This window comes from Streptomyces sp. NPDC006296, from assembly GCF_040613235.1.
Classification (GTDB): domain Bacteria; phylum Actinomycetota; class Actinomycetes; order Streptomycetales; family Streptomycetaceae; genus Streptomyces.
On sequence record NZ_JBEXRT010000004.1, the window covers coordinates 99,281 to 115,221 of the forward strand.

The following is a 15,941-nucleotide window of genomic DNA, read 5'->3' on the forward strand; positions in this document are numbered from 1 at the left end:
GGCGCCACCGGGGGCAAGGGGGCCCGCCCGGCGCGGTGGGCCCTGCCTCGGCCTGTGGGGCCACACGCACGGGGCCCGGTACCGGCGCGGTACCCACCCCGGCACACGGGGGCTGTCCGGCGCGGTGGGCCCACCGCGCAAGGCGCCCCCGGCACGGGACCCGGTCCCGGCGCAGGGGCCGCACCCGGCGCGCGGGCCCGCCCAGCCCCGTTCAGGTGCCGGGCAGCGCGTCCTGGTCCACCTCGTGGCGGCGGGTCCGGATCTCCGGGCCCGCCGGGTGCAGTTTGGCGTCGCAGGCGGGGCCGAGCCCGGTGCGGCGCGATTCCGCACCGGTGAGGGGCCGCCCGCAGAGGGCGCAGCGCACCGCGCGGCGGGCCTCGTCGCGGCGTGCCTCCGGCTGCGGTGCGGGGAAGAGTTCGGCAGAGGGCTCGGGAGATTCCACGGACCGATCCTCTCAAGCCGCACCGACAGCGGGTGCGGGACGCGGCGGTGGCGGGAGCCCCGGAGGTCACCTGAAGGCAGGACGGGAGGGCGGCCGACACGGGGCGCGGCCCGTCCGCAGGTCGCCCGCCGCACCGGGTGGTGCTGTGGGAGGGTAACGGCCCATGACCGTCCGATGTCCGTCATGTCACCGCGAAAGCCACTGTCCGGCGGCTGCCTCCCGTGCGCTCGCCCGGTGCCCCAGGGGTGGCGCGTGGACCTGATCCATGTGCGTGCCGTGTGTCCGCCGGAGCTGACGGAGCGGGTCGAGGAGTTCCTGGCCGGCGATCCGTACGTGCTGAACCTGATCGTGCTGCGGGGCGCCGCGCGTCACCCCGACGGCGACTCCGTGGTGTGCGACGTGCTGACCGGAGCCGGCAACGGGGTCCTGCGCGGTCTGCGGGAACTGCGGCTCGACGTCGACGGGTCCCTCGTCGTCGAACAGGTCGGCATGGCGTTCCCGGGGCCGGCGTCGCAGGGCGCGACCCGGCGGCTCGGGGCGCTCGCGGGGGCGCCGGTCTGGGAGGAGGTGGAGGCGCGCATCCGCTCCGGCGGGAGGTATCCGCCGAGCTTCTACCTGTATCTGGTCGTCGCGGGCCTGATCGGGTCGGTGGGCATCGTGACCAACTCCCAGATCCTCATCGTCGGCGCGATGGTCGTCGGCCCTGAGTACGGGGCGATCGTGGCGGTGGCGCTGGGCATCGACAGGGGCGAACGGGGCATGGTGCGGTCGGGGCTCTCCGCCCTGGGCAGGGGTTTCCTGCTGACGGTGGTGGTCACCCTGCTCTTCGGTCTGCTCATCCGCGGCTTCGGCCTCCAGTCGGAGGCGTTCGACCGGGGGCTGCGGCCCGTCTCCAACCTCATCAACACCCCCAACTTCTTCTCGTTCGCCGTGGCGGCGCTGGCCGGTGTCGTCGGCATCGTGTCGCTCACCGAGGCCCGTACGGGGGCGCTGCTCGGGGTGTTCATCTCGGTGACGACGATCCCGGCGGCGGCGGACCTCAGCGTCTCCGTCGCCTTCGGGAGCTGGTCCGAGGCGTGCGGCTCCCTGGTCCAGCTGCTGGTCAACGTCACCGTGCTGATCGGGGTGGGGGCTCTGGCGCTCAGGTTCCAGCGGAGGATCTGGCGGTACGTCGCCCGGACGCAGGCGGCGCGCGGCGGCGGACGGCCCTGAGCCCCCGCGCCCGGGCCCGTGCACCGGAGGGAGCCCGGCCGGCACCGGGCCGGCCGAGCGGCCGGAACGCGGCGGGGCCGGGATGATGGGAGGCGGGGGCCGCGCCGAAGGCGTCGTACGCAGTCAGGAGGACCGCCATGCCCCGGGAACGCACCTCACCGCTCCGCGCCGTACCGGGAGCGACGCCCGAGGAACGGGCCGCGCTCGGGAAGGCGGCCCGCCGGCGGGTCCCCAGGTCCAGCCACCGCGTGTACGAGCCACCGGCCGGCCGCCCCGATCCGCTGGCCCTGCTGGAGGCGCAGTCCGCGGCCAGGGTGCCGGAGCTCGTCCCGATCCGGTACGGACGGATGACCGAGTCGCCGTTCCGCTTCTACCGGGGCGCCGCCGCGATCATGGCGTCCGACCTGGCCGGGACGCCGGCCTCCGGGATCAGGGCGCAGCTGTGCGGTGACGCGCACCTGCTGAACTTCCGGCTGCTCGCCTCCCCGGAACGCCATCTGCTCTTCGACATCAACGACTTCGACGAGACGCTGCCGGGCCCCTGGGAGTGGGACGTCAAACGGCTGGCGGCCAGTCTCGTCATCGCGGGGCGCGCGAACGGCTTCACGGACAAGGAGCGGGCCCGGATCGTGCGGGCCACCGTGCGGGCGTACCGGGAGTCGATGATCCGGTTCGCGGACATGCGCAACCTCGACGTCTGGTACGCGAAGATCGACGAGGAGCGGCTCCGGGCGGCGGCCGCCGGCAAGCTGACCGCCGCGGGCCGCAGACGGGTCGCGGGGGCGACGGCGAAGGCCCGGACCCGGGACAGCCTGCAGGCGTTCGCCCGGCTCACCGAGGTGGCCGACGGGCGGCTGCGCATCGCACCGGACCCGCCCCTCGTGGTGCGGCTGGCGGATCTGCTGCCGGACGCGGAACGCCGGGCGACGGAGGGGCAGTTCCGTGCGCTCCTGCGGAGCTACGGCCGGAGCCTCCCGTCGGACCGGCGTTCCCTGCTCGCGGACTTCCGGCCGGTGGACATGGCCCGCAAGGTCGTGGGCGTGGGAAGCGTCGGGACCCGCTGCTGGATCCTGCTCCTGCTGGGCAGGGACGGCGGGGATCCGCTCTTCCTCCAGGCCAAGGAGGCGGACACCTCGGTGCTGGCGCCGCACGCGGGCGCGAGCGCGTACCGGAACCAGGGTGAGCGGGTGGTGGCGGGCCAGCGGCTGATGCAGGCCGCGGGCGACATCTTCCTGGGGTGGGAGCGGGTGGACGGGTTCGACGGGAAGCGGCGGGACTTCTACGTGCGGCAACTGCGCGACTGGAAGGGCATCGCCCGGCCGGAGCAGATGGTGCCGCGCGGCATGGCCGCCTTCGGGGAGCTGTGCGGGACGACCCTGGCCCGTGCGCACGCGCGGTCCGGCGACCGTATCGCCATCGCCGCCTACCTGGGTCACGGCGAGGTGTTCGACCGGGCGCTGGAGACGTTCGCCGAGCGGTACGCGGACCAGAACGAGAGGGACCACCGGGCCCTGGTCGACGCGGTGGCGGCGGGCCGGCTCCCGGCGGCGGGCGACGGCGGCGTCGCCGCGAGGTAGGGCCTGGTGATTCGTTCCGCGAACACCGCGGGTACTTCACCGACATAACCGGACATCGTGGTATCACCGTGGGGATCCCCGGCGGGCCGTCAGGCGCCCGGGCGGGGTCCGACACGAGGAGACCATGACCATGTCGGCCGAATCGGCCGGAGCGCCCGACGCGCCGGCACCCGACCCGATGGCGGTGGTCCGCACCCGGGGGTACGCGGTCCTCCTGATCATGGTGGCGGCCCTCGGCGTGCCCATCTCCGCCGCGGCGTTCGGATTCCTGGCGCTGGTGCACGAGCTCCAGGACCTGACCTACACGGACCTCCCGCGCGCACTCGGCCTCGGCGACGAGACGCCGTCCTGGTGGCCGGTGCCGCTACTGGGCGTGTCGGGGCTGCTGACCGCGCTGGCGATCCGGCACCTGCCGGGGACGGGCGGGCACAGGCCGGCCGAGGGCTTCGCGAACACCGGGGCGCCGACGGCCGCCCAGCTCCCGGGCATCGCGCTCGCCGCCCTGGCGTCCCTCGGCCTCGGCGTGGTCCTGGGGCCCGAGGCCCCGCTCATCGCCCTGGGCGGCGGTCTGGCCGTGTGCGCGGTGCGCCTGCTCAGGCCGGGCATCGCGCCGGGTGCGAGCGCCATGGTGGCGGCGGCGGGGAGCTTCGCCGCCGTCAGCACCCTGCTGGGCTCGCCGCTCATCGGCGCCTTCCTGCTGATGGAGGCGTCCGGACTCGCCGGGATGATGCTCGGCGTCGCCCTGGTGCCCGGGCTCCTGGCCGCGGGCATCGGTTCGCTGATCTTCATCGGGCTCGGGTCGTGGACGGGCCTGGGGACGTACTCCCTGGCCCTCCCCCACGTGCCGCACGCGCCGCAGCCCGCACTCGCCGAGTTCGGCTGGGCCGTGCTCCTCGGGGTCGCCGCGGCCCTGGCGGGCACCGGGGTCAAGCGGCTGGCCCTGGCGCTCCAGGAGCGGGTCGAGGAGCGGCGGGTGGCCGCGACCGTGGTCATGGGCCTCACCGTGGGCGTGCTGGCGCTCCTCTACGCCCAGAGCACGGGCAGGAACGCGTCCGAGGTGCTGTACTCCGGCCAGGACGCTCTCGGCGGCCTGCTCGCCGGGAGCGCCGGGTACACGGTCGGGACACTCCTCCTGCTCCTCGTCTGCAAGGCGCTCGCCTACGCGGCCTCCCTGAGCGCCTTCCGGGGCGGCCCCATCTTCCCGTCGATGTTCCTGGGCGCCGCGGGCGGGCTGGCCCTGTCGCACCTGCCCGGCCTGGACCCCACCTCGGGCTTCGCGGTGGGCATCGGGGCCATGTGCGTGGCCATGCTCCGGCTGCCGATGACCTCGGTCCTGCTGGCCACGCTGCTGCTCGGGGCCCAGGGCATCACCGTCATGCCGCTCGTGATCGTCGCGGTGGTGGTCTCCTACGTGCTGGTGCTCAGGTTCGAGCGTCCCGCTGCGGCGAGCACAGCGCCCAGATGATGAAGATGTTGATCGCGATCAGCACGATGGACCAGAACGGGTAGTACGGGAGCCACAGGAAGTTGGCCACCGCCAGGAGCCCCGCCAGCAGGACGCCGACGGCCCGCGCCCAGAGCGCCCCCGTGAAGAGCGCACAGCCCGCCAGGACCACGACGATCCCCAGGATGAGGTGCACCCAGCCCCAGCCCGTGAGGCTGAACTGGAACACGTAGTTCTGCGTGGTGACGAACACGTTGTCCTTGGCGATGGCGGAGATGCCCTCCAGGATGGCCATGGCCCCGCCGAAGATCATCATCACTGCCGCGAAGACGGTCCAGCCGGACGCGGCGCTCCCGCGTCCGGCGGGAGCGTCGTGACCCGTTCGCGACCCACTCACACTTCCAGCCATGTCGGCCTCCTCGGTCGTGCAGCCGGTGCGCGGCACCCCGTGTGCCGGCAGTGCGGCCCGTGTGGCTTTTTTTCAGGCTTGCACGCCCTCACCGGGTCGGCACACGGGCCGAGAAGTTGTCCCGGATCAGGGATATTCTCCCGGATATGAGCGATGGGACGGCTCACGGATCCGTCGACGCCAGGCTCGCGGCGCGACTGGGCCTGCTCCGCACCGAACACGGCTGGTCGCTGGACGAGGCGTCCCGCCGCACCGGCGTGAGCCGCTCGGCCCTGTCCCGGCTGGAGCGCGGCGAGCTGAGTCCCACCACCGCCGTTCTCGGGCGGCTCTGCCTCGCCTACGGCCGGCCGATGTCCCAGCTGCTGCTGGAGGTGGAGGCGGGGCCTCCGCAGCTGGTGGCGGCCGCCCGCCAGCCGGTGTGGCGCGACGAGCGGGCGGGTTTCGTCCACCGCTCCGTCTCGCCGCAGCACACCGGGCTGCGGGCCGAGATCGCCGAGGGGACACTCGACGCGGGCGCCGGCGTCTCCTACGGGAACGCGCCGGTGCCGGGTGCGGAGCAGCACGTCTGGGTCCTGGAGGGCACGGTCGAGATCACCGTCGACGCGGCGGTCCACCTCGTGCGCGAGGGCGACTGCCTGCGCTTCCGGTTGCGCGGCCCCTCCCACTTCCGCTGTCCGGGCCCGCAGCGGGTCCGCTACGCACTGATGACCGTTCTGCCGTGAACGCGAGAGGACCCGCCAGATGACCGAGATCATCCCCGTGTCCGGCCCGGAACTGGTCACGTACGCCGACGAGCTCGCCGGTCTGACGACCGAGGCCGTGGCGGGCGGGGCGTCGGTGGGCTTCCTCGCCCCGCTGGACCGGTCGGCGGCCGCCGCGTGGTGGCGGGAGCGGGCCGCCGCCGTCGATGCGGAGACCGAGCAGGTCTGGATCGCCCGGGACGACGCGCGGGTGGCGGGCACCGTCGGGCTGGTCAGGACGGCCCTGCCGAACGCCCGTCACCGCGCGGAGGTCGCGAAGCTCATGGTCAGGCCCTCCGCCCGCGGCCGCGGGATCGGCCGGGCCCTGCTGACGACCGTCGAGCGGTGGGCGGCGGCCGAGGGGCTGACCCTGCTGGTCCTGGACACCGAGACGGGCAGCGACGCCGAACACCTGTACCGCGCGGCCGGCTGGACGGCGTGCGGCTCCGTCCCCGGCTACGCCGCGGACCCGCACGGCACGCTCCGGCCGACCACCTTCTACTACCGGACGCTCGGCCGCCGGGAGTCCTCCGGACGGTGAGCGCCACAATGGGGGGCGACGCCACCCGATCGAGGAGATCCGCCATGACGCTGCACGACATCCCGCTCCGGACGCTCGCCGGCGAGCCGACCACCCTGGGCGCCTACGAGGGCTCCGCGGTCCTCCTGGTGAACGTCGCCTCGCGGTGCGGACTCACGCCGCAGTACGCCGGCCTGGAGCGGCTCCAGAAGGAGTACGCGGACCGCGGCTTCACCGTCCTCGGGGTGCCCTGCAACCAGTTCGGGGGTCAGGAGCCGGGCAGCGCCGACGAGATCAGGACGTTCTGCTCGACGACGTACGGGGTCAGCTTCCCGCTGCTGGAGAAGACGGACGTCAACGGCGAGGGCCGGCACCCGCTCTACACGGAGCTGACGAAGCTCGTCGACGCGCAGGGCGAGGCCGGGGACGTGGAGTGGAACTTCGAGAAGTTCCTGATCTCCCCGGCCGGCGAGCCCGTCGCCCGGATCCGCCCGCACACCGAGCCGGAGGCGCCCGAGGTCGTGGCGGCCGTCGAGGCGCAGCTGCCGCGTTAGCGAGACGGCACGGCCGGATCCGCCCTAACACCGGGGGTGTCCGCACGCGGTGCGGGCACCCCCGGCTCCGCGCCGGGGGCGGGCGGGACGGCCGTCAGCGGATCGGCATCCCCGACAGGGTGCGGGCGATGACCAGGCGCTGGATCTCGCTCGTGCCCTCGAAGATGGTGTAGATCGCCGCGTCCCGGTGCATGCGCTCGACCGGGTACTCGCGGGTGAAGCCGTTGCCGCCGAGGATCTGGACGGCCTGGGCGGTGACCGCCTTCGCCGTCTCGCTCGCGTAGAGCTTGGACATGGAGCCCTCGGCCGCGGTGAAGGGCTTGCCGGCGCTGGCCATCCAGGAGGCGCGCCAGACGAGCAGCCGGGCCGCGTCGATCCGGGTGCGCATGTCGGCCAGTTGGAAGGCGATGCCCTGGTTGTCGATGATCGGGCGTCCGAACTGGGTCCGGGTCTTCGCGTAGTCGAGCGCGACCTCGTACGCGGCGCGCGCGGTCCCGACCGCCATGGCGCCGACGGCGGGGCGGGACGCCTCGAACGTCGCCATCGCGGCGTTCTTGACGCGCTCGCCGCCGGACCTGGCGCGCTCGCGGGCCCGGGCGAGGCGCTCGTCGAGCTTCTCCTTGCCGCCGAGCAGGCAGTGGCCGGGGACGCGGACGTCCTCCAGCACGACCTCGGCGGTGTGCGAGGCGCGGATGCCGTGCTTCTTGAACTTCTGCCCCTGCGAGAGGCCGGGGGTGGCCGGCGGGACGATGAAGGAGGCGTGGCCCTTGGAGCCGAGCTCCGGGTCCACGACCGCGACGACGACGTGGACGTTGGCGATCCCGCCGTTCGTCGCCCAGGTCTTGGTGCCGTTGAGCACCCACTCGTCCTTGGCCTCGTCGTACACCGCGCGGGTGCGCATCGAGGCGACGTCGGATCCCGCGTCCGGCTCCGAGGAGCAGAAGGCGGCGACCTTCACGTCGTCGGCGTCGCCGTACATCTGGGGGATCCAGGTGCCGATCTGCTCCTCGGTGCCGTTGGCGAGGACGCCGACCGCCGCGAGACCGGTGCCCACGATGGACAGGGCGATCCCCGCGTCGCCCCAGAAGAGCTCCTCCATGGCCATGGGGATGCCGAGGCCCGTGGGGTCGAAGAACTGCTGGGCGTAGAAGTCGAGGGAGTAGATTCCCACCTTGGCCGCTTCCTGGATGACCGGCCAGGGCGTTTCCTCACGCTCGTCCCACTCCGAAGCGGCCGGCCGGATCACCTCGGCGGCGAATCCGTGCAGCCAGTCACGGACCTGCTTCTGGTCGTCGTTGAGCTCGAGCGTGAACTCGGCCATGGTTCCCTCCATGCGCTTCCGGTCAACCCGTGTTACTAGCGGTAACAACAGTCTGTTACCAGCAAGTAGCTTCTGTCAACCGGTCAGCGACCGATCCGCGCCCGTCGGACCAGGGTGTTACGTTGCCCGGGCGTGACGAGATCGCAGGACAGCGGGCGGGGCGGGAGAAACGACATGGGGACCACACGAGGGGCCGAACGGCAGCGGACAGCGGCCGGACTCCGCCGCCGGGAGCTGCTGGAGGCCGCGGACCGGGTGGTGCTCAGGGACGGCCCGCAGGCCTCGATGAACGCGATCGCCGCGGAGGCCGGGATCACCAAGCCCATCCTCTACCGGCACTTCGGCGACAAGGGCGGCCTCTACCGCGCGCTCGCCAAGCGTCACACCGACGCCCTGCTGAGCGCCCTGCGGGCCGCCCTGGACGCCCCCTCCGAGCGCCGCCGGCGCGTCGAGGCGACCCTGGACACCTACCTCGCGGCCATCGAGGCGCGCCCGCAGGTCTACCGCTTCCTGATGCATCCCTCGGACGACGCGGCACCCTCGTCCGAGCAGGGCTTCGACGTCGGACGCCACTCCGCCCCGCTGCTGCGCCGCCTCGGCGAGGAGCTGGGCAAGGTCATCGTGGAGCGGGTCGACCTCGGCCCGGAGAGCGAGCAGACGGCCCGGATCTGGGGCCACGGCATCGTCGGCATGATGCACGCCGCCGGCGACTGGTGGCTGGGCGACCGGCCGTGCTCGCGCGAGCAACTGGTGCGCAGCCTCGCCGATCTGCTGTGGGGCAGGCTGGCCGACGCGAACGACCTCCCCGGCGGCCAGGGGTTCTGAGACCGGCCCACCGCAGCGGCCCCTCAGCCGCCGTCCGCGGTGCCCGCCCACGGCGCTCGCCGGGCCGCGCGCAGCGCTCTGGCGCGGCGCAGCCCGGTCAGCCGGTCGGTGTAGACCCGGCCGTCGAGGTGGTCGCACTCGTGCTGGAGGCAGCGGGCGAACCAGCCGGTTCCGTCGATCCGCACGGACTCCCCCGCGGCCGTCCGCCCCTCGACCACCGCACGGTCGAAGCGCGGGGTGCCGGCTTCGAGCCCCGGGAGCGACAGACACCCCTCCGGCCCGCGTACGGTGTCCCCGTCCGCCTCGACCAGGACCGGGTTGACGAGGTGCCCCAGGTGCCGGACGTCGTCGTCCGGACAGTCGTACACGAACACCCGGAGCGGTACGCCGATCTGGTTCGCGGCGAGCCCCACACCGTTCGCGGCGTACATGGTGGCGAACATGTCCTCGACCAGGCGGGCGAGGGACGGGCCGAAGTCGGTGACGTCGTCGCACGGGCTGTGGAGCACCGGGGCGCCGAGCAGACTCATGGCACGAACGCGTCCGGTACTGCCGGGGATCGGGCGGTTTCGCATGCGGAGAAGCGTACGTTGCACGTGACCTCCACGTTCCCCGTGGTGCCGAGGTGCGGTCGGCACCGCGGACATCGATAGGCTGGGCACGGACTTACGCAAGGAGGATCTAGGACGATGGCAGGCAACACGGAGCCGTTGTCGCCGCGGGCCAAGCTCGCCGTGACGGCGGGCAAGGCCGCGGCGGCGGTGTCGCGCGCCGCGGGGCGCGGCAGCGGATCGGTGATCGGCGGCCGGGTGGCGCTCAAGCTCGACCCCGACCTGCTCGGGCGGCTGGCGCAGCACCTGGACGTGATCCTCGTGTCCGCGACCAACGGCAAGACGACCACGACCCGGCTGATCGCCGAGGCGCTGAGGGCCGCGGGCCCCGTCGTGTCGAACGCGCTGGGCGCCAACATGCCGGCGGGGATCACCTCCGCGCTGGCGGGCGGCTCGGACGCGCGCTACGGCGTGATCGAGGTCGACGAGAAGTACCTCGCCGGGGTGGCGCGCGACACGACGCCGAAGGTGATCGCGCTGCTCAACCTCTCCCGCGACCAGCTGGACCGCGCGGCGGAGACCCGGATGCTGGCGGAGAAGTGGCGCGAGGGCCTGTCGGGCTCGAAGGCCGTGATCGTGGCCAACGCGGACGACCCGCTGATCGTCTGGGCCGCGTCCTCCTCCCCCAACGTGGTGTGGGTGGCGGCAGGGCAGGCGTGGAAGGACGACGCCTGGTCCTGCCCGTCCTGCGGCGGTGTGATGCAGCGCCCCGGGGACGACTGGTTCTGCGGTGAGTGCGGCTTCCGCCGCCCGGCGCCGAGCTGGGCCCTGAACGGCGACTACGTCCTGGACCCGCACGGTTCGGCGTGGCCGATCCACCTCCAGCTGCCGGGCCGGGCCAACAAGGCCAACGCCACCAGTTCCGCCGCCGTGGCCGCGGTCTTCGGCGTGCCGCCGCAGGTGGCGCTGGAGCGCATGTACCAGGTGCAGGCCGTCGCGGGCCGCTACGACGTCGTCGGCTTCCTCGGCCGCGAGCTCAGGCTGCTGCTGGCGAAGAACCCGGCGGGCTGGCTGGAGACGTTCTCCCTGATCGACCCGCCGCCGACCCCGGTCATCCTCTCGGTGAACGCCCGCGGCGCCGACGGCACCGACACCTCCTGGCTGTGGGACGTCGACTACACCCAGCTCTACGGTCACCCGATCTTCGTGCTCGGTGACCGCAAGCTGGACCTGGCGGTCCGGCTCGAGGTGGCCGGACTCGACTTCCGGGTCTGCGAGAACCTGGACGAGGCCGTCCAGGCGGCGCCCCCCGGCCGCATCGAGGTCATCGCCAACTACACCGCCTTCCAGGATCTGCGCCGTCGTGTCGGCAACTGACCCCCGCGCGGGCACCCCCCGGAGAGGACGAAGCATGAGCAACAACGGCCTGCGGCTGGTGTGGGTCTACCCCGACCTCCTCAGCACCTACGGCGACCAGGGCAACGCCCTGGTGGTGGAGCGCCGGGCACGCCAGCGCGGCCTCGACGTGTCGCGCGTGGACGTGCGCAGCGACCAGCCCATCCCGACGTCGGGCGACATCTACCTGATCGGCGGCGGTGAGGACCGGCCGCAGCGGCTCGCGTCGGAACGGCTGCGCCGTGACGGCGGGCTGAGCCGGGCCGCGTCGAACGGGGCGATCATCTTCTCGGTCTGCGCGGGCTACCAGATCCTCGGCCACGAGTTCATCAACGACCTCGGCGAGCGGGAGCCCGGCCTCGGGCTGCTCGACGTCGTCTCCACCCGGGGCGAGGGTGAGCGGTGCGTCGGCGACGTGCTCGGGGACATCGACCCGAACCTGGGGCTGCCGCCGCTGACCGGCTTCGAGAACCACCAGGGCGTCACCCACCTCGGCCCGTCCGCGCGCCCGCTCGCGCAGGTGCGGCTCGGCCGGGGCAACGGCACCGGGGACGGCACGGAGGGCGCGTACAACGACACCGTGTTCGGCACCTACATGCACGGGCCGGTGCTGGCACGGAACCCGCTGATCGCGGACCACCTGCTGAAGCTGGCGCTGGACGTCAACGCGCTGCCGCCCAGCGACGACCGGTGGTACGAGGCGCTGCGCGCCGAGCGGATCGCGGCGGCGACCCAGCCCGCCTGACGCACGGTGTGGACCGGTCCTGCCGAGGGCCGGTCCACACGTGTGCGGACCGTGTACATTCGGTGGGCGTCCAGCAGTCGGACAACGGGTTCGGTCGGGCCACTCCGCGCCGGTAGGGTGACGGGGATCCAACCGGACGACGTGGTCCGGGGTCGGCCCACGTCGAAAAGGTTTCCCGGGCAATGCGAATTGGTGTGCTCACCTCCGGGGGCGACTGCCCCGGCCTCAACGCCGTCATCCGCTCCGTCGTGCACCGTGCGGTGGCCGACCACGGCGACGAGGTCATCGGCTTCCACGACGGGTGGCGGGGCCTCCTGGAGTGCGACTACCGCAAGCTCGACCTCGACGCGGTCGGGGGCATCCTCGCCCGCGGCGGCACGATCCTGGGGTCCTCCCGCGTCCAGCCCGCGCACCTGCGCGGCGGTGTGGAGCGGGCGCGGGGCCACGTCGCCGATCTCGGCCTGGACGCGATCATCCCGATCGGCGGCGAGGGCACCCTGAAGGCCGCCAACCTCCTCTCCGAGGCGGGTCTGCCGATCGTCGGTGTGCCGAAGACCATCGACAACGACATCGCCTCGACCGACGTGACGTTCGGTTTCGACACGGCCGTCGGGGTCGCCACCGAGGCGCTGGACCGGCTGAAGACGACCGCCGAGTCGCACCAGCGCGTCCTGATCGTCGAGGTCATGGGGCGGCACACCGGCTGGATCGCGCTGCACTCCGGCATGGCGGCCGGCGCGCACGCCATCGTCGTGCCCGAGCGGCCCTTCGACATCGACGAGCTGACCGAGCTCGTCGGCCGGCGGTTCTCGGAAGGCAAGAAGTTCGCGATCGTCGTCGTGGCGGAGGGCGCCAAGCCCCGCGAGGGCTCCATGGAGTTCAACCAGGGCACGAAGGACATCTACGGCCACGAGCGCTTCGTCGGGGTGGCGACGCAGCTCTCCGGCGAGCTGGAGCAGCGCCTCGGCAAGGAGGCCCGCCCGGTGATACTCGGTCACGTCCAGCGCGGCGGCACTCCGACCGCGTACGACCGCGTCCTGGCCACCCGTTTCGGCTGGCACGCGGTGGAGGCCGCGCACCGGGGCGAGTTCGGCATGATGACGGCGCTGCGCGGCACGGACATATCGATGGTTCCGCTGGCCGCGGCCGTCGAGACCCTGAAGACGGTCCCGGCCGAGCGGTACGCGGAGGCGCAGGTCGTGCTCTGACCTCCCCGACACTCGGCGAACCGCCCCCGGCCGCACCTGCGGCCGGGGGCGGTTCTAGTCTGGACCGGACAACCGGCACGAAACGGGGACGTCCCCAGCGGGAGTGAACTGATGGATCACAGCGGGCACGGCATGAACATGGATCTGCCGCCGTTCACGCTGGGACGCGGGCTCGCGTTCTCCGCGGACCCGTTCTTCCTGATCGGCTGCGTGGTCGCCCTCGCTCTGTACGGCTACGGGGTGGCGCGGCTGCGGCGCCGGGGCGACGGCTGGCCGGTGAACCGGACCGTGTTCTTCGTCCTGGGTGGCCTGTCCATCGCCCTGGTGATGTGCACGGGGCTCAATGACTACGGCATGGTCATGTTCAGCGTGCACATGGTGCAGCACATGGTGATCAGCATGGTGTCGCCGATCCTGCTGCTGCTGGGTGCTCCGGTGACGCTCGCGCTGCGGGCGCTGCCCGTGGCGGGGCGCGACCGCACGGGTCCGCGCGAACTGCTGCTCAAGCTGCTCCACAGCCGCTACATGCGGGTGATCACGCACCCGGTGTTCACGATCCCGCTGTTCATCGCCAGCCTGTACGGGCTCTACTTCACGCCGCTCTTCGACTTCCTGATGGGGTCCAGGGCGGGGCACATCGCGATGATGGTGCACTTCCTGGCGGTCGGCCTGGTGTTCTTCTGGCCGATCATGGGCGTCGACCCGGGGCCGCACCGGCCGGGGTACGTGATGCGGATGCTGGAGCTCTTCGCGGGGATGCCCTTCCACGCGTTCTTCGGCATCGCGCTGATGATGGCGACCCAGCCGATGGTGAAGGCGTACGAGAACCCGCCGGCCTCGCTCGGCATCGACGCGCTGGCCGACCAGTCGGCGGCCGGTGGCATCGCCTGGGCGTTCAGCGAGATCCCGTCGGTGCTGGTGCTGATCGCCCTGGTCTTCCAGTGGTACCGGTCCGAGCAGCGGACCGCGAAGCGCTCCGACCGGGCCGCCGACCGGGACGGTGACCAGGAGCTGAAGGCGTACAACGCCTATCTCGCCTCATTGCAGGCGCGCGGACGGTAGCGGTGGGCCCGCCCGAGGGGTGACCATGGCTGCAACGGCCGTGCGGCCGGGTGAGGAGCGTGCGCTCATGCCTGGATCCACGAAGACGATGGGGGTGCTCACCGTCGGCGCGCTGGTCGCGGTGACGGCGTACACCGTGGCCCTGGGGAGCAACGGCTGGCTGTGGTTCGGCTGGGTGGTCCTGGGGCTCGCCACGCTGGGGATGCTCGCCACCCGCGACACCTGAGACGCGTACGGGACCGGGGCGGTTCACGGGCCGAGCCGGTCCGTGGTGCGGCTCTGCGCGTCGTAGGTCCGGGCCCCGGTCCACCGGCCGGTGAGGACACCGGGGGGTGTGCCCGGCGCCTGTGGGAGCACGTCCGCCTCGGACACGGCGGCGGCCGGTCGGGCGCCGCGGCCGAGCGTGAGGTGCGGGACCCAGCGCCCGGGGGCGTGGAGCGGGTGGGGCCGACCGCTTCCCGGTGCCTCGCGCAGGGTCCGCCACACCGTGCGGTGCAGGCGCAGCAGGGCGTCGTCCGGCCGGACGGCCCAGGCCAGCACGTGCCGACGGCCGTGGAAGCGCACCAGACCGTCGAGGCGGACCGGGAGCGGGAGCGCGGCCAGCGCCTCCTCCAGCCGTGCCCGTGTGTCCGGGGCGAGGGTGTCCGCGGTGGCCAGGGTGAGGTGGGGGCGGTTGGTCGGGTGCCGGTGTGCGGCGAGGCTGGGGAGTCCGGCCCGTGCCAGGCGCTGCCACGCCTCGCGGACGGCGAGGTCCGTCACGGGATCGAGCAGGAGTTCCACACTGTGCACGCGGGCAGCATACGGCCGGGTGCCGCCGGGCGCCTGCCGCGTGCGCGCCCGCCCGGGCGGTGCCAGCATGGTGGTGTCGTGCAGGGACGCGGCCGCACGGATCCGGCGTACGGTGCCGGCCGGCCGCGGGTCCCGACATCGAGAGGCGGGTGCTTCGCATGGACAGGTCCGGGCTGATCGATGCGGTGGGGCGCAGGACGGCGGGCGGCGGTGAGCTGTCGCCCGAGCAGGTGGGGCGGGTGGTCGACGCCCTGTTCGGGACCGTCGCCCGGGCCGGTGCGATCGCCGAGACGCTGAGGACGGGCGGTGCGGTCACCCTGGTGGGCTTCGGCAGCTTCCACCAGGAGGACGGTGCGGCGGCGCTGCGGCCGGGCAAGGCGCTCAACGAGTTCGTCAACGGCGAGGTCGGCCGGGTCGGGTAGCGGACCGGTGGCGGTCGTGCGGGTGCGTGCCTCGGGGCGAGCGGAGCCCGAGGACGCCTGGTCGCGCTATGCCGTCCCTGCGCGCTGGCCGAGCTGGTCGCCGCAGATCCGGGCGGTGCGCACCGACGGGGAGCGGCTGACCGCGGGTATGCGCGGCGAGGTCGTCTCCCTGTTCGGGGTCACCGCGGCGTTCGTGGTGGAGTCCGTCGACGAGGCGCGGTGGCACTGGGTGTGGCGGGTCGCCCTCGGCCCCGTCCGGCTGCGGCTGACCCACCGGGTGCTCCGACGGCCGGGCGGATCGGCCACGGAGCTGATCGCCGAGGGCCCGGCGCTCGCTCTGGCCGCCTACATGCTGCCCGCCCGGTGGGCCCTGGGCCGGCTGGTGCGCGGCTGATCCGCGCACCTGGGTGCCCCGTCCCGGTGGGGCGGACGACGGGCCCCGCGTCGTCACGTCCGGCCCCTGGCCCCGATGCCGCCCGGCGTGCGCAGCGGGGTCGGGCACGGGCCGCCGGGCGTGCCCTTCCCAGCGACGTGTGGGGCTCGCCCGGAGGCGCGTGGGACGTGAGGGACCGGTGTGCGCTCCGTGCGGGATGCCGGCGCCCGCGCGCCGGAAGCTACGATCGACCGCCGGAGGGGGACGGCACGTGTACGCACGCCGTCGCCTGATGGTGTGTCAGGTGAGGTGGCGGGAAGCGGGTACGAGTCCTGAGGAGGGCCGGACCGCC

At 73.3% G+C, this 15,941-nt stretch carries 19 protein-coding genes; 14 read left to right on the forward strand and 5 right to left on the reverse strand.

The genetic code is table 11. The annotated features are described in order from the left end of the window. Window positions 1-211: 211 nt before the first annotated feature. Window positions 212-442: a DUF6011 domain-containing protein gene (locus ABZ172_RS04110; protein ID WP_356879971.1), complete on the reverse strand. Its 231-nt coding sequence runs from the start codon at window positions 440-442 to the stop codon at window positions 212-214. A gap of 252 nt (window positions 443-694) precedes the next feature. Between ABZ172_RS04110 and ABZ172_RS04115 the strand changes: the two genes are divergently transcribed. The 3 genes from ABZ172_RS04115 to ABZ172_RS04125 all read left to right on the forward strand — a co-directional run bounded on the left by ABZ172_RS04115 (window position 695) and on the right by ABZ172_RS04125 (window position 4,696). After that, entirely contained in the window at window positions 695-1,654 is a 960-nt protein-coding gene (locus ABZ172_RS04115) for a DUF389 domain-containing protein (protein WP_356879973.1), read from the forward strand. 137 nt (window positions 1,655-1,791) lie between these two features. Next, a complete protein-coding gene (locus tag ABZ172_RS04120) occupies window positions 1,792-3,231 on the forward strand; it encodes a DUF2252 domain-containing protein (protein WP_356879975.1) in 1,440 nt (479 codons plus the stop codon). A gap of 130 nt (window positions 3,232-3,361) precedes the next feature. After that, window positions 3,362-4,696, forward strand: a complete 1,335-nt coding sequence (locus tag ABZ172_RS04125) for a chloride channel protein (RefSeq protein ID WP_356879977.1) — start codon at window positions 3,362-3,364, stop codon at window positions 4,694-4,696. On the opposite strand, the gene ABZ172_RS04130 is transcribed toward ABZ172_RS04125, so the two are convergent. Beyond that, a complete protein-coding gene (locus ABZ172_RS04130) occupies window positions 4,653-5,084 on the reverse strand; it encodes a hypothetical protein (protein WP_356879979.1) in 432 nt (143 codons plus the stop codon). The genes ABZ172_RS04125 and ABZ172_RS04130 overlap by 44 nt on opposite strands. 146 nt (window positions 5,085-5,230) lie before the next feature. Between ABZ172_RS04130 and ABZ172_RS04135 the strand changes: the two genes are divergently transcribed. From ABZ172_RS04135 to ABZ172_RS04145, 3 genes are read left to right on the forward strand one after another with little or no spacing between them, the layout of a single operon-like run. Further along, window positions 5,231-5,806, forward strand: coding sequence for an XRE family transcriptional regulator (locus ABZ172_RS04135; protein WP_356879981.1), 576 nt, complete (start codon window positions 5,231-5,233; stop codon window positions 5,804-5,806). Window positions 5,807-5,825: 19 nt separating this feature from the next. Next, window positions 5,826-6,365 (forward strand): GNAT family N-acetyltransferase, encoded by a 540-nt coding sequence (locus ABZ172_RS04140; protein ID WP_356879983.1) that lies wholly within the window; start codon window positions 5,826-5,828, stop codon window positions 6,363-6,365. A 44-nt stretch (window positions 6,366-6,409) separates the two neighbouring features. Beyond that, window positions 6,410-6,898, forward strand: a complete 489-nt coding sequence (locus ABZ172_RS04145) for a glutathione peroxidase (protein WP_356879985.1) — start codon at window positions 6,410-6,412, stop codon at window positions 6,896-6,898. A 94-nt stretch (window positions 6,899-6,992) separates the two neighbouring features. On the opposite strand, the gene ABZ172_RS04150 is transcribed toward ABZ172_RS04145, so the two are convergent. After that, window positions 6,993-8,219, reverse strand: coding sequence for an acyl-CoA dehydrogenase family protein (locus tag ABZ172_RS04150; RefSeq protein ID WP_356879987.1), 1,227 nt, complete (start codon window positions 8,217-8,219; stop codon window positions 6,993-6,995). Window positions 8,220-8,393: 174 nt separating this feature from the next. On the opposite strand from ABZ172_RS04150, the gene ABZ172_RS04155 reads away from it, so the two are divergent. Further along, the gene (locus ABZ172_RS04155) at window positions 8,394-9,044 is read left to right on the forward strand and encodes a TetR family transcriptional regulator (RefSeq protein ID WP_356879989.1); all 651 of its coding nucleotides are present in this window, start codon (window positions 8,394-8,396) and stop codon (window positions 9,042-9,044) included. 23 nt (window positions 9,045-9,067) lie between these two features. Here the strand turns inward: ABZ172_RS04155 and def are convergent, their stop codons facing one another. Continuing rightward, window positions 9,068-9,619, reverse strand: a complete 552-nt coding sequence (gene def / locus ABZ172_RS04160) for a peptide deformylase (RefSeq protein WP_356879991.1) — start codon at window positions 9,617-9,619, stop codon at window positions 9,068-9,070. A 114-nt stretch (window positions 9,620-9,733) separates the two neighbouring features. Between def and ABZ172_RS04165 the strand changes: the two genes are divergently transcribed. The 5 genes from ABZ172_RS04165 to ABZ172_RS04185 all read left to right on the forward strand — a co-directional run bounded on the left by ABZ172_RS04165 (window position 9,734) and on the right by ABZ172_RS04185 (window position 14,231). Then, on the forward strand, window positions 9,734-10,972 hold the full coding sequence (locus ABZ172_RS04165) for a MurT ligase domain-containing protein (RefSeq protein ID WP_356879993.1): 1,239 nt from the start codon (window positions 9,734-9,736) through the stop codon (window positions 10,970-10,972). Between the two features lie 34 nt (window positions 10,973-11,006). Beyond that, window positions 11,007-11,735: a glutamine amidotransferase gene (locus ABZ172_RS04170; RefSeq protein ID WP_356879995.1), complete on the forward strand. Its 729-nt coding sequence runs from the start codon at window positions 11,007-11,009 to the stop codon at window positions 11,733-11,735. 182 nt (window positions 11,736-11,917) lie between these two features. Beyond that, entirely contained in the window at window positions 11,918-12,943 is a 1,026-nt protein-coding gene (locus tag ABZ172_RS04175; protein ID WP_356879997.1) for a 6-phosphofructokinase, read from the forward strand. Between the two features lie 111 nt (window positions 12,944-13,054). Then, window positions 13,055-14,005: a cytochrome c oxidase assembly protein gene (locus ABZ172_RS04180; RefSeq protein ID WP_356879999.1), complete on the forward strand. Its 951-nt coding sequence runs from the start codon at window positions 13,055-13,057 to the stop codon at window positions 14,003-14,005. Between the two features lie 67 nt (window positions 14,006-14,072). After that, the gene (locus ABZ172_RS04185) at window positions 14,073-14,231 is read left to right on the forward strand and encodes a hypothetical protein (RefSeq protein ID WP_107103313.1); all 159 of its coding nucleotides are present in this window, start codon (window positions 14,073-14,075) and stop codon (window positions 14,229-14,231) included. A 23-nt stretch (window positions 14,232-14,254) separates the two neighbouring features. Here the strand turns inward: ABZ172_RS04185 and ABZ172_RS04190 are convergent, their stop codons facing one another. Continuing rightward, window positions 14,255-14,794 carry a 2'-5' RNA ligase family protein gene (locus ABZ172_RS04190; protein WP_356880001.1) on the reverse strand — a complete coding sequence of 180 codons (540 nt, stop codon included), beginning with the start codon at window positions 14,792-14,794 and terminating at the stop codon, window positions 14,255-14,257. A 158-nt stretch (window positions 14,795-14,952) separates the two neighbouring features. Here ABZ172_RS04190 and ABZ172_RS04195 point away from each other — a divergent pair, with 158 nt between their 5' ends. Both ABZ172_RS04195 and ABZ172_RS04200 read left to right on the forward strand, forming a co-directional pair. Continuing rightward, the gene (locus ABZ172_RS04195) at window positions 14,953-15,216 is read left to right on the forward strand and encodes an HU family DNA-binding protein (RefSeq protein WP_356880003.1); all 264 of its coding nucleotides are present in this window, start codon (window positions 14,953-14,955) and stop codon (window positions 15,214-15,216) included. A 16-nt stretch (window positions 15,217-15,232) separates the two neighbouring features. Then, window positions 15,233-15,610 (forward strand): polyketide cyclase/dehydrase, encoded by a 378-nt coding sequence (locus ABZ172_RS04200; RefSeq protein ID WP_356880221.1) that lies wholly within the window; start codon window positions 15,233-15,235, stop codon window positions 15,608-15,610. Window positions 15,611-15,941: the final 331 nt, after the last annotated feature.